We start from the raw sequence: 12,796 nt of genomic DNA, 5'->3' as shown, positions 1-12,796 counted from the left end.
CAAGCGCGCGCAGATCCGGGATCCATAACCACAGGACGTGGTTGTAGGGCGGACTGGTAACTTCCAGTCTCCGCCAAACCACTGCCGGTGGTTATGGGTCCTGGATCAGCGCTTGCTTCGCTCGCTTGTCCAGGACGACGGTGGAGTAAAAGGCGCGGTCCGCCTCACCCCTTCCCGAACGCCCGCTTCAGCTCCACCTTCGCGCGCTCCAGCCGCGTGCGCTGCGTCTTGGGCAGCGTCTTGCCGGCGCGGTTGATGTAGAAGGTCAGCATCGACAGCGCCGAGCGATAGGCGCCGGTCTTGCGACGCGAGCTGTGCTCGGCCGAGCGCTTCAGCGAAGCCGCGATCTTCTTCGCGCTGGTCAGCTTGAACACGCCCTGCTTGAGGTCGAGCGCGTCGCTCTGCTTCGTCACCCGTTGCGACCAGCGCTTTGGCGCGCCGCGCTTGGTGCTCTTGCGCGCCGTCGTGGTGCGCCTTGCGTTGGTCTTGCGCGCGCCTGTCTTCCGAGAATGTGTCGTCTTTCTGACCTGAGCCATGCGTCAACTCCTTGCGGCTCCATCGGAAACGGATGTTCTGGGAGGCTGTTCCCGGGGGAACCGGGCCACATTGCAAACGTTGTCGCAGGTGGCAGGCGGAATGCCGCACTCCCATGATCGGATTCGACCCCGTCCACGTCATGTGAACCGGGGCCGCTTCCATTGGCCCGACGCAACAACGCGATGGAATTGCAGCAAAGCCCAGCGCTGAACTATGGCCCTGCGATCGCGGCGACGGCGACCGATCGCATCGTCGAGACCAGCATTCCCTCGCGCCTCGACGCATTGCCGTGGAGCGGCTTCCATACGCGCGTCGTGCTCGCGCTCGGCATCACCTGGATCCTCGACGGATTAGAGGTGACGCTTGCCGGCGCGCTCTCGGGTGCGTTGAAGCACAGCGCGTCGCTGCATTTCTCCAATCTCGACCTCGGCATTGCCAATTCCGCCTATCTCGCCGGCGCGGTGCTGGGTGCGCTCGGCTTCGGTTGGCTCACCGACCGCATCGGCCGCAAGAAACTGTTCTTCATCACGCTTGCGCTCTATCTGTCGGCAACGGCCGCGACGGCTCTGTCATGGGATGTCGCGAGCTACGCGCTGTTTCGCTTCCTCACCGGCGCCGGCATCGGCGGCGAATATACCGCGATCAATTCGACCATCCAGGAACTGGTGCCGGCGCGCTATCGCGGCTGGACCGATCTCGTCATCAACGGCAGCTTCTGGATCGGCGCCGCGATGGGTGCGGTGGCGGCGATCGTGCTGCTCGATCCTGCCGTGATCGGTCCCGATCTCGGCTGGCGTCTCGCCTATCTGATCGGCGCAACACTCGGCCTCGTCGTGCTCCTGATGCGGATGTGGATTCCGGAAAGTCCACGCTGGCTGATGATCCATGGCCGTCCCGACGAGGCCCATGCCATCGTCGACGACATCGAGCGCTCGGTGATCGGACACGGCCAGGATACGAGCGACGGGCGCTTCACGAAGATCCGTTTGAGGATGCGCGATCATACGCCGATCGCCGAGGTCGTCCACACGCTGTTTTCGGTCTATCGCCAGCGCGCGCTGGTCGGCCTCGTGCTGATGAGCGCGCAGGCGTTCTTCTACAACGCCATCTTCTTCACCTTCGCGCTGGTGCTGACCGATTTCTACGGCATCAGCGCCGATAACGTCGGCTGGTACCTGCTGCCCTTCGCCGCCGGCAACTTCCTCGGCCCGCTGCTGCTCGGCCGCCTGTTCGATACACTCGGCCGCCGCACCATGATCACGTTCACCTATGGCGTCTCGGGCCTGCTGCTCGCGCTATCAGGCTATCTGTTCTCGATCGGCGCGCTGAGCGCGCAGGGGCAGACCATCGCCTGGATGGTGATCTTCTTCTTCGCCTCGCCGGCCGCGAGCGCGGCCTATCTCACCGTCAGTGAGACGTTTCCCCTGGAGGTTCGCGCGCTGGCGATCGCGGTGTTCTATGCGATCGGCACGGGTATCGGCGGCGTGATCGGGCCGGCTCTGTTTGGCGCGCTGATCGACACGGGATCACGCACCAGCGTGTTCGCCGGCTATCTGCTGGGGGCGTTCCTGATGATCGCGGCTGCGATCGTAGCGTGGCGCTACGCCGTTTCGGCGGAGCGCAAATCGCTCGAAGAAATCGCGCGGCCGCTTGCCTTTATGGAGTAGACTATGAAATCGGAACTAGCGGAAATGGCTTTGGACGAGAAGCGCACCATGCTTGAGGACGAAGCGCCCGACGCGGTGCCGGTGCCGCATGCGCTCGTGCCGCATCTGAACGAGATCGCAATCCTGCTCGACATCGACGGCACGCTGCTCGACTTGATGCCGACGCCGCGCGAGGTGTGGGTGCCGCCGGGACTGTCGGAGACGCTGAACCGGCTGACCGAGCGCACCTCGGGCGCGCTGGCGATGGTTAGCGGACGCTCGCTCAATGATATCGACCTGATCTTCGCACCCGACGTGTTTCGCGCAGTCGCCGGCCACGGTGCCGAAATGCGCCTGTCGGTGGGCAATGAAGCCGACGACGTGCATGCGCCGCCGATGGACAAGGAGCTGAAGCGACGGCTGGCTGCGATCGCAAAGCTCAGTCCCGGCATCCTGCTCGAGGACAAGGGCTATTCGCTGGCGCTGCATTATCGCCTTGCGCCGCATGCTGAGAAGGCGATCTACGAATCCGTGTCGCTGATCCGCGCCGACCTGCCCAATGCGCCGATCGAGGTGCTGCCCGGAAAGTTCGTCTGCGAGATCAAGCATTCCGGCTTCACCAAGGCCACCGGCGTTCGCGAACTGATGAAGCACGAGCCGTTCAGGGGACGTCGTCCGATCTTCATCGGTGACGACGTCACCGATGAAACCGTGTTCGCGATCATGCCTGACATGGACGGGCTCGCCTTCTCGGTCGGCCGCCGCGCCATCGGCGTCAATGGCCACTTCGATACGCCAAGCGACGTGCGCGCGTTCCTTGCGCGGCTGCTCGACGACACAAGGTTGGAATAAGGCACCGACACGTCAAGGCCACATTGTCGCTGGCAGCAGTTGCTGGTGCGTGCCACGTCTTGCGCGATCCCGCGCGGCAGAAACCGTCTTTGTTGAATGATATCGCCGGGTTCCCTCAAGGGAAACCAGTTCCAACGCGTACGCCCGATTTTGGTTTCAATCCGAAGAAATGATGACAGGAACCATATTGATGAACGGCAGTTAAACGGGGTGGAATGAAACAGGAGGGGACGACCTGTGAACTTAGTCGTCGTTTCTAATCGAGTCGCGCGCGGCAAGCCCAATGAACCCATGACGGGCGGACTTGCGGCAGCCTTGCTGCCGGTGGTGGAACATTCGGGCGCGATCTGGGTGGGGTCTTCGGGTCGTGTGCGGGACGGCCATCTGAAGGAACCATTCGCCGAGATCGAAGCACTGGGCTCGGGCGCGATTGCGACGCTGGATCTGCCGGCGGCGCATTACGGCGGCTATTACGAAGGCTTTGCCAACTCGGCGCTGTGGCCGGCGCTGCATTCGCGCAGCGATCTGATCCGCGTATCGCGCGAGGATTATGTCAGCTATCGCGAGGTCAACGCCTTCATGGCGCGCGCCTTGATGCGCTTCCGAAAAACAAAAACAGCGTTCTGGGTGCAGGATTATCATTTCCTCGCGCTCGGCGCGGAACTGCGTGCTCTCGGTGTCGACGATCCGATCGGCTTCTTTCTGCATACGCCGTGGCCCGTGGCCGCGGTGATGCAGGGCGTGCCCAATCATCGCGAGCTGATCACGGCGATGCTGGCCTACGATCTGCTCGGCTTCCAGACCAATGAGGATTGCCAGAACTTCCTCGCTTATGTCGGCGGCGAGCTCGGCCTCGCCATCGAGGACGGCGTTGCGATCTCTCAGCATGGCCGCACCCGCTGCGAGGTGTTTCCGATCGGCATCGACGCGGAGAAGTTCGCAGCCTATGCCGCCAAATCGGCATCGCATCCCGACGTGTCGCGGCTGCGGCGCAGCCTCAACGGCGAACGCCTCGCGATCGGCGTCGACCGCCTCGATTATTCGAAAGGCCTCGTCAACCGCATCAGCGCGTTCGACCGGCTCTGGACCGAGCAGCCGCAGTTCGCGCGCAGTATCTCGCTGCTCCAGATCGCGAACCCCTCGCGGGGCGGCATCGAAGCCTATGGCAATCTGCAGAATGAGGTCGCGCGCCTCGTCACCGACGTCAACGGTCGTCACGGCGAGGTCGACTGGACGCCGATCCGGTATTTGAACAAGGGTTTCAGCCAGGCCGTGCTCGCTGGTCTCTATCGGACAGCGCAGGTCGGCGTGGTGACGCCGCTGCATGACGGCATGAACCTCGTTGCCAAGGAATATGTCGCCGCGCAAAACCCGGCTGATCCCGGCGTGCTGGTGCTGTCGAAATTCGCGGGCGCCGCCAACGAGCTCGATACCGCCTTGCTCGTCAATCCCCACGACGTCGATGGCATGGCGCGCGCGATCGCGGTCGCCGCCGCCATGCCGCTCACCGAGCGCAAGATGCGCTGGGACGCGATGATGAAGAAGCTGCGCGGTCACACCATCCAGCAATGGTCCGCGGACTTCGTGGCTGAGCTGGAAAAGTGCCGGACGGAGAAGGCCGCCGTCGCCCCGCTCGCTGCGCAACCGCCGCAGGCATTGCGCTGGCTGAAGTCCGCAATCTCAGGTGTGCGGTTGATCTAGCGCTCTTCTCCCTCGCCCCGTTCTTACGGGGAGAGGTGAAGTCGTTCCCTCAATAACAATACGACACACCATCCAAAATCGCGCACTGCCGCTTGTTCGGCGCGTTGGGATCATCCAGCGGCACCATGCCCTTGCCCTGGCCGACGAACACGCCGGGCCCGACATGCACCGAGCTCTTGTTGCCGATGATCACGCTCGGATGCGGCCCAGAGCTCGAGCGCGTGCCGTCTGGCCAGATGATGGCATTGCCCGAAAGCACCCCGCGCCGGCCGTCGTCGCAGCTGACGTCGACGCCCTGCCGCGTGCAGACCTGGGCGGCGGCCGGCACGGTGAAGGCGGCGCCAAGGACCGAAATCAGGCTAAGCGCGGCGATGGTCTTGTGGATGGTCATGGCGTCCCTGGTCATGTTGGGCGGTCTCAGGTGAATCGTCGCGCCAAACCCGCCACCGGTTCAGTCCGCAGGCGGTTCCCAAGTGTCGATCCGCGTCAGATATTCCTTTTCAAATACAATATCTTACGGAAAATTCATCCGATTTTCCCGCGATCCCTTGCAAAATCATCGGCGCCCCTTCAAGAGAGGGCGCTCCGGAGAGATGGCCGAGTGGCTTAAGGCGCACGCTTGGAAAGCGTGTGTGCGGGAAACCGTACCGTGGGTTCGAATCCCACTCTCTCCGCCAGCTCCTCTTTCGAACAACCTCTCCGCGCAAGTCTAGGCTCTTTTTCGCGCTGATTTTGGGTGCAAATGATAGGCGAACCGTACTCAGCCATGAGTTTTGCGCCTGGGGCCTTCTCCGATCAGCCTTCCTTCTCCAAACCTCTGTACTTTCTGGACAGGTAACGGACGACAAGACCCATTGAAAGTTCAGGAATTTCAAACGCCGTAAAATATAGAGTTCGTTTCTCGCTCGGCCGCCAAGATCGTCAAGAAATCAGCCCACCATTTAGGTCTTAGACAATGCACAATTGAGAATCGCAGGGATTCCGTTTTGCACACCTAAGGTCGAGATGCTCAATATCGTAATCAGCGCTCGACCGATTCGAACGAAATCGTGGAGCGCCTTGATGTGCGGGCGCAAACGGGCCTTGTTCACATTTGGGTAAGGGAAAACCTGACGTGCCGAAGATGGATTTTGGCGAGCTGCAAGCTTCTTATGGCGACCTGAATGAAGGGCCGCAAATCTGCATTATGCGACTTCGGCAGTTGAAGCTCATCATACAAGACCGTGACAAGGGCGAGCTTTGGCCACTTGCCCTGGTAAATGTTGCGACTTGCATGGAGTGGTTCGCTCGATCACTGGTGAAGCATTTGATCGACTACTCCGCAGGGAGAATAAATCCGAACGCCAAGCTATTGAAAGAGCTTAAGATCAACTACGGCCTGATCGTTCAGGCGCGTGTCAATCATTTCTCGATTGGCGATATCGTTGCGATGAGCCGAAACTTCTCATCCTTTGACGAAATCGAAGACACACTGAACGACCTCACAAAAGAGGCGAAGCCGTCCATACTTGCGCGTACTCAGAAGTCATGGGCAGTCATGATGAGTGATGCGTTCCGCGTCGGAGCGCCGTCGCGAAGAACGATTGAGCGGCAGCTAAACACCCTCTTCGAGAAGCGCAATGAGTTGGTCCACGGTTCGCCGCGACACTTGGCTTACGATGATCAACTCGACGCTCTGGTTTCCGAGCGGGAGTTGGCGCTCTTTATTCAGTGTGCAATAGAGTACATGAGGCATGTGCTTTCCACTCTTTCGAAATTCATTCCTGAGCTAAATGCCCGATCAACGCTCGAAAACAATCTGAATCAGCGTAACCGCCTACAAAACAGCAATAAAGCAATCAAAGAGTTGGAGCGGGCTATCGAGACCCGCCTCGCATCGGATGCCACGTATCTAACGCACTTTCGCAGAGCTCAACACGCTTGGCGCGCTTGGCGAAATCGAGAGGCAGATTTCCAAACGACCGTTGTGTGGGGGCCGACTGGTAGTGGTCGTCCTGCAATATACATGGGTTTCGAAACGACCCTCAGTATGGACAGGTTGCGAAGTTTGGAAAGCTATCTTCGCGAGCTAGACCAGCAGGAGAAGGTTAGCCGCGCCTTATAGGCCTATGCCACCAAAGGGAGGAGCGCGACTTGACGCTTGTCGTTGCTAGAGTTGTTGGACGGCGCGTATCTATCGCGGCTGACACTCTGTTGACTGGTCCCGGTGATCAGCCGCTTCCGTTTCAGAACGGCGTGATCAAGTCCTGTCTGTTGCCCGGAGACTTATGTGTCTCTTTCTCGAACTCTCCGGAAACAGCTGGCCGCGCTTTCGGTGACTTTATTCAACGATATCCATCAGGAGCGGGTTTCGCGGACGTGGTGGCCTTCTTCGAGCGTTCAAGCCAAGTAACTGGCAACGAATACCTTATCGCATTCGCCAATCCGGCGAAGCTCATCAAGGTGGTGGATGGAAAGCGGGTTACGGGCTTTTCCAAGACACAATGGATTGGTGACCAAGTGGCCTACAATGCGTTTCGAGGGTGGGAGCTGAAGCAAAGGCCAAAGGTCGAGCAAGGCCGTGCGATCAACGCGGTCTTGTTTGCCGACGACATGCCAAATTCGCCGGCTAGCGACCTGTTTTCAGCGATGCGACACGTTGTGGCCGACCCATCGGTCCCCACTGCTGGAGGGTTCGTGGCCGTTGTGACTAATTTCGACAACGGTTTTCGCTTCTCAGCATACTCAGACATGCTGTTCGATTGGCCCGCGGGGAAACAGGCAGACTACGTTTTGGAGCTTTCCGACGCCATCGCCTTTACAGCAACAGATGAAAACGCGAGCTTTGCAGTTGCTCAAGTCTCCCCTGGCTTCATAGGTATCAATCTTGTTGCCTTCTATTTTACGAAGGCGCGAAAGTTGTTCTTCTTTTATGGCGAAGGTAACTGTATCGCGAATCGCTGTCAGGTCTTTCGAGATGTGCCCGCGAGCGCAATCTGCGACACTTTGAATGCGTTTGTGCGCGCTGACCTCAAGTGGCTGTTACTCATCACGTCACCGCGTGATTCTGGTCCTTACAAGCCTACCCCAAACACCAAGACGCCAGGCGTTCAGTTTGCTTGGTTTACTGAAGCGAACACTTTTCCTCCGCCTGCCCAGGCTGGTGGCCCGGCGAGCCCCTCTTGAAGTACAGCGGCTCACTACAAAGGGCGCAATTTCCAGTGGATCTATCTATGCTGAAGGTGCCTGTTCGCCGTTCTCGCCCCACCGTGCCTGGTCGCTGCCCAAGCGCGTTTGGTCCCTCGTAAAGCCCGTTTGGACGGCCTAGGTTTATAATATCCTCGATTAGGAAACCTGCGATTCCGTTTTGCATGGCTCATGCTTATTTCTCGAAAGCTAGAAGGCGGCCTTACCATGTCGGATATTGACGACGTCAAAATGGATTTCCTCCTGATGGGTGCGCCTGCGGGACTAAGGTTTAATCCGGCCCTTCCTGGGGGCTTGCATTTTCTGGACCCTATTTCGCGGGTCGAGATCAAACTCGACGTTGAGGGTCTATTTCGGCCTTTGGTCTGCCGCGCCTATCTCAGCATTTTTGTTCGGCCAAGCGTGGTCAGGTTCGTTTCGTCGCTGCTGGTTGGGAGGTTCGAGTCCTATGAGGACATGCCGATTTCGCTTCCGTATGTGAAATATGGAGCGACTCAAATTGACGCCAATGGGAACATCGCGAAGGGTTTCGGTGTGCCGTTTGAAATGTATCCACCACAGGTACAGAGCGCCTGCGATACCGTCGAGGCGTCGCTGTTGCAAACCGTTGAACGTTTTCTTCGGCTCTTGCGCTGGCAACAAAACATCGACGGGCCCCATTTTCTATTCGAAGGCTCACCTTCCCTCTACTGGAGAATTGAAGGAGACGCTTACCGGCATGTCGGACTTCGCGTGCAAAACAGCGAAGGCGCAAGCCCGGCCGGAATCGAGTGGAAACATGATGACCAAGCCGACCTAGAGACGCTCTGGTTAGACCAAGCTGCGGACGAACCGCTGGCGCATGAACTTCTGCGAGAGGCGAAGAATATTGCGGAACACTCTCCTCGCAGCTCATTTCTAGTTGCCACGTCCGCGTTAGAAGTTGGCACCAAAGCCTATGTGGCGCACCTCCGCCCTGAAACTGCTTGGCTGCTCGCCGAACTTCCGGCACCGCCCATTCATAAGATGCTCAGGACCTATATCCCGGACCTACATACCGCGCAGGGGACGCCGCTGACCTACTGGGACAAATTGCGGCCTCTGTTCAAACGCGTTGAGGCGAACGCGACAACACGGAACAAGCTGACTCACACAGGGCGTGTTTCCATTTCTCCTGAACTGCTCGAATCTCATATTCAAGATATCTCCGACATTCTCTATCTGTTTGATCTATTGAAAGGCCACGAGTGGGCTAAGCATAACTTAAGCCATTCGCTGCGGAGTGCGCTCGGTTGGCCGGCATCGAGGCGAACCCGCCACCGTGTCAGCTTGCGTGTTGGCGGCATATGACCATGCGGGCTACCCCGATAGGAGCAGGTGGACCACCGTGTCAAAGGATCAATCCACGCGGAATATCCTCGACCGCATTGTCGGCACAAGCGTATCTTTCAACGGTTTGCTGATCCCGGCTTCAGCTTTAACCTCAACCTTATCGCGTTATGTAGACAACCTTGTCGTTTGGAATGATCATCAAACTTACAAGGTATCGCTCGTGGGGTCAGCGGTCCTGGTCCGGTTTTCGGCTCATTACTTTCTATTATGTACCAATCATCAGTTGCGCGGCTGTCGAATGGAGGACGTCTCACTTCTCGGCCGCGACGGGCAGCAACTCGTGACCTCTTCGGGTGTGCGGCACTTCAATGACGAGAGCAATCCCCACTATCGCGACTTGGCCGCCTTCGAGTTCACGGAGCCCTGCCAGGAGCATCCAGACTTGAAGGAGAGGTTCTTTGATTTTCGCGAGGTGCCGCCCGCCGCGCTAAATACTGATATTATTTGCGCCGTCGTCGCTGGCTTCCCTTCCAAGGATCAGAAGTACGAACTTGAAGAGAAGAATCATATCGGCCGGCTTAAGCGTATTATCCTGTGTGAGCTCGAACAGGCGTCATACAATCCTGCCCTACTGTGTCTTCGTACTAATTCGCCGTTGGACTTTGACCCGGACGGCATGAGCGGTGGGTCGGCCTTCGTGGTTCAGGTGGTCGGCCGCGAAGTCCGTGCTTACTTTGCCGGAGTCGTCGTGACGGGTGGGAGAGACCGGTTCCACATTATCAAGGCGGGCGACATCAAACGGTTTTTGTCTGGGCTCGTGCAGGCAAGAAGCGCGCCTTAGCGCCCTTCTACCGGAGACGCTGGCTTGTCCCGATTTGATCATATACACCTTAGGTCACGCGCCGATGACCTCAAGAGACTGTGTGTCCATCATAATTATTACACCGCCACGTTCAACTCAACGAACTGAACTCGGGCCCATTTGAATGTGGTATCATCCGGTGGTAGCAATGGCAGGGCAGCCAAGCTGGTTTGTAGTTGTTTTTCAGTGGGTTCTTTGATCGCTCTTCGTCTCCCCTAGGGAGCGCCGCATGCCCGCCGCGATAACGTCCGCGAGCAGCTCTTTTCTTTAGTTCAATTCACGAATCGAAATGTACTCGTTGCGCGGCCCAATCCGTGGGGAAGGGCTTTAGCAGCATTTTAAGCTCAAGAGTCTTGCTTTGCCGTCCGTCCAGTATGGACTGGACTAGATCGGGAGCTAGCAAAGTTAGACGGAGCACTCGGCAGACGTAGGACTCGTTGACTGCCTCGCGCTTCGAAAGCTCTGCTGCGGAGGCGTAGTGTCCTACTTCGATCAGGCGACGCCATCGGTGGGCCTTAGCGAGTGCGGTTATCAAGGTATTGCTTATCCGTGACCGAGGAGCCGTCCAGGCATTTGCGCCAGCGGGCACGACAATCTGCTTGCGGCCACCGCTTTGCCGAAAATCAACCGGAATGCTCACGACGAGTTCGCGACCATCCCGGCTAAGCCGCTGCGACTCTTTGTTCTTGATGTTCATGCTGCTTCCTGTGAAGTGGTCGCCTTTAGATCGGCGACCAGCGATGCAAAACCCTCCACTCTGAGATGCAGGTCAACCCTCGCGGCGGTGACGACCACTCTTGCAGCAAGTAACTGCAAAATCCTGGACTGCTCGGCCGGGAATAATTCAGCCCAGAGCTCGTCGAAATTGATAAGTGCGTCGCGGACTGAACGTTCAGTGATACGTGGCGTGTGGGTGCGCATCTGCTTCCAGGTTGCCACGATCAATTCTGGGGAGGCGATCACGCGGCGGATCTGGTCGACGACCATCTCTTCGATTTCTCCTGCCGGGACGCGCAGGATGCTGCTGGGTGGGGCGGAGCCCTTTATCGCTTGCTGGCTAACGTAGTAGCGGTACAGCTTTCCCCGGCGACAAGTATGGCTAGGGGACATCGCCACCCCCGTGCCGTCGACAATCAAGCCCTTAAGCAGTGCAGGAGTCTGGGCCCGGTGTTTTGCAGCCCGCTTGCGAGGACTCTCCTGCAGGATTGAATGTACCCCGTCCCAAACCTTCCGCTCGATGATGGCGTCGTGCTCACCGCGGTAGGTGGTGCCCTTGTGCACGGCATCGCCGATGTAGGTTCGGTTGTTGAGCATCTTGTACAGCACGCCCTTGTCTATCGCTTGCCCGTAGCGATTGCGGACGTTCTTCTGCTGGAGCTCGCGGGCGAGGAGGCTGGCAGAGCCTAGAGTTACGAACCTGCGGAAAATCCACCTTACTGTCTTCGCGTCCTCTTCGTTGATGACAAGCTTGCGGTCTTTGACCTCGTAGCCGAAGGGAGCCCACCCACCCATCCACATGCCCTTCTTGCGAGAGGCTGCGATCTTGTCCCGGATACGCTCACCGGTGACTTCACGCTCGAACTGGGCAAAGGACAGCAGGACGTTGAGCGTGAGCCGTCCCATTGATGTTGTAGTGTTGAAGGATTGTGTTACGGAGACAAACGTCACCGAGCGACGGTCGAAGGCTTCCACCAGTTTGGCAAAGTCCATGAGGGACCGAGACAATCTGTCGATTTTGTAGACGACCACAACGTCGACCTTGCGCGTCTCGATATCGGTGAGCAGACGCTTGAGCGCGGGACGCTCCAAAGTGCCACCCGAGAACCCACCGTCATCATAGCGGTCTGGGACCAAAAGCCAGCCCTCATGCTTGTGGCTCGCCACATAGGCCTCGCAGGCCTCACGCTGCGAGTCCAAGGAATTGAACTCCATGTCGAGGCCTTCCTCGCTGGATTTGCGGGTGTAGACCGCACACCGCACCTTGCGAACGATCGGCTTGGTCATGTAGAAGCTCGCTGGGTCTTCAAACCGAAGAAAACCAGGCCATTCCATCTGGTGCCGGTGATGGCCCTGGCGACGGCGGAGAGCGATTTAAAGGGGCGGGCCTGGTACTCGAAGTCACTGTCGCGGACCGTCACCCGATGCTCCACACCCTTCCACTCGCGGATTAGCTGAGTGCCGCTGACGGGCCGGTCCAACGACTTGTGTCGGAGGGGCCGGCTCCCCTTCGCTGGCAGGTCGCCAGCCAATGCCTCCAACCGGCGCACGGTATCCGCCGACAGGCCCCCGAACGCCAGTTCCTGAATCCGGTAAGCCAACCGGCTTTCGAGGAAGCGGCGATTATAAGGGGGCGGCTCCGTATCGAAGAGCGCGCGCCACTTGGCCTTTAGGGCCGACGTGGGCGCGCTTTTTAGGGCGGCCAGTTGCGCCAAAACGGGGTCATTCATATGCGTTCACCTCGGGAGAGAAAGGTGGCGCATGACCGCTCTGGTTGGCATTGTAGTGAAGCGAAGTTTCTCCAGTCGGACTGGATAATCCACTGGACTTCCGAGCGTGAAGACGCATGAGGCCAGCGGCAAGTATTTCGCCGATTTCGGTAAACCGCTTGTCGACTTCGGGATCTGTATCATCGAGAATCGCCATTTCCGAATGATGGCTTCGGAGTAGCGAGAAAAACAGACCAAAACACTCGTGCACGAAC

The 12,796-nt window shown here is 58.6% G+C and carries 12 protein-coding genes and 1 tRNA gene; 8 read left to right on the top strand and 5 right to left on the bottom strand.

Annotated features, from left to right (window positions below; all coding sequences use genetic code 11):
* Nucleotides 1-164: 164 nt before the first annotated feature.
* Nucleotides 165-536 (bottom strand): DUF3175 domain-containing protein, encoded by a 372-nt coding sequence (locus tag NLM27_RS32125; protein WP_254147090.1) that lies wholly within the window; start codon nt 534-536, stop codon nt 165-167.
* A 183-nt stretch (nt 537-719) separates the two neighbouring features.
* Between NLM27_RS32125 and NLM27_RS32120 the strand changes: the two genes are divergently transcribed.
* From NLM27_RS32120 to NLM27_RS32110, 3 genes are all read left to right on the top strand, one after another.
* Nucleotides 720-2,204 carry an MFS transporter gene (locus NLM27_RS32120; protein WP_254148985.1) on the top strand — a complete coding sequence of 495 codons (1,485 nt, stop codon included), beginning with the start codon at nt 720-722 and terminating at the stop codon, nt 2,202-2,204.
* 3 nt (nt 2,205-2,207) lie between these two features.
* Nucleotides 2,208-3,035, top strand: coding sequence for a trehalose-phosphatase (gene otsB / locus NLM27_RS32115; protein ID WP_254147089.1), 828 nt, complete (start codon nt 2,208-2,210; stop codon nt 3,033-3,035).
* 237 nt (nt 3,036-3,272) lie between these two features.
* On the top strand, nt 3,273-4,736 hold the full coding sequence (locus tag NLM27_RS32110; protein WP_254147088.1) for a trehalose-6-phosphate synthase: 1,464 nt from the start codon (nt 3,273-3,275) through the stop codon (nt 4,734-4,736).
* Nucleotides 4,737-4,785: 49 nt separating this feature from the next.
* On the opposite strand, the gene NLM27_RS32105 is transcribed toward NLM27_RS32110, so the two are convergent.
* Nucleotides 4,786-5,127, bottom strand: coding sequence for a hypothetical protein (locus NLM27_RS32105; protein WP_254148984.1), 342 nt, complete (start codon nt 5,125-5,127; stop codon nt 4,786-4,788).
* A 196-nt stretch (nt 5,128-5,323) separates the two neighbouring features.
* On the opposite strand from NLM27_RS32105, the gene NLM27_RS32100 reads away from it, so the two are divergent.
* The 5 genes from NLM27_RS32100 to NLM27_RS32080 all read left to right on the top strand — a co-directional run bounded on the left by NLM27_RS32100 (nt 5,324) and on the right by NLM27_RS32080 (nt 10,074).
* Nucleotides 5,324-5,413, top strand: a tRNA-Ser gene (locus NLM27_RS32100).
* 446 nt (nt 5,414-5,859) lie between these two features.
* A complete protein-coding gene (locus tag NLM27_RS32095; protein WP_254148983.1) occupies nt 5,860-6,840 on the top strand; it encodes a lysozyme inhibitor LprI family protein in 981 nt (326 codons plus the stop codon).
* Between the two features lie 29 nt (nt 6,841-6,869).
* Complete coding sequence (locus tag NLM27_RS32090) at nt 6,870-7,901, top strand: hypothetical protein (protein WP_254147087.1); 1,032 nt, start codon at nt 6,870-6,872, stop codon at nt 7,899-7,901.
* 228 nt (nt 7,902-8,129) lie between these two features.
* Nucleotides 8,130-9,251, top strand: a complete 1,122-nt coding sequence (locus NLM27_RS32085) for a hypothetical protein (protein ID WP_254147086.1) — start codon at nt 8,130-8,132, stop codon at nt 9,249-9,251.
* A 37-nt stretch (nt 9,252-9,288) separates the two neighbouring features.
* Entirely contained in the window at nt 9,289-10,074 is a 786-nt protein-coding gene (locus NLM27_RS32080) for a hypothetical protein (protein ID WP_254147085.1), read from the top strand.
* Nucleotides 10,075-10,372: 298 nt separating this feature from the next.
* Here NLM27_RS32080 and NLM27_RS32075 read toward each other — a convergent pair whose 3' ends face one another.
* Genes NLM27_RS32075 through NLM27_RS32065 form a run of 3 tightly spaced genes read right to left on the bottom strand, consistent with a single transcriptional unit; the run spans nt 10,373 to nt 12,542 of the window.
* On the bottom strand, nt 10,373-10,792 hold the full coding sequence (locus NLM27_RS32075) for a hypothetical protein (RefSeq protein ID WP_254147084.1): 420 nt from the start codon (nt 10,790-10,792) through the stop codon (nt 10,373-10,375).
* Nucleotides 10,789-12,099, bottom strand: coding sequence for a recombinase family protein (locus NLM27_RS32070; RefSeq protein ID WP_254147083.1), 1,311 nt, complete (start codon nt 12,097-12,099; stop codon nt 10,789-10,791). Before NLM27_RS32070 ends, NLM27_RS32075 begins: the two co-directional genes overlap by 4 nt.
* Complete coding sequence (locus NLM27_RS32065) at nt 12,096-12,542, bottom strand: DUF2924 domain-containing protein (RefSeq protein ID WP_254147082.1); 447 nt, start codon at nt 12,540-12,542, stop codon at nt 12,096-12,098. Before NLM27_RS32065 ends, NLM27_RS32070 begins: the two co-directional genes overlap by 4 nt.
* Between the last annotated feature and the right edge of the window lie 254 nt (nt 12,543-12,796).

Source organism: Bradyrhizobium sp. CCGB12 (assembly GCF_024199845.1).
In the GTDB taxonomy this organism is placed as follows: domain Bacteria; phylum Pseudomonadota; class Alphaproteobacteria; order Rhizobiales; family Xanthobacteraceae; genus Bradyrhizobium.
This window is presented reverse-complemented; position numbering and strand designations above follow the sequence as displayed.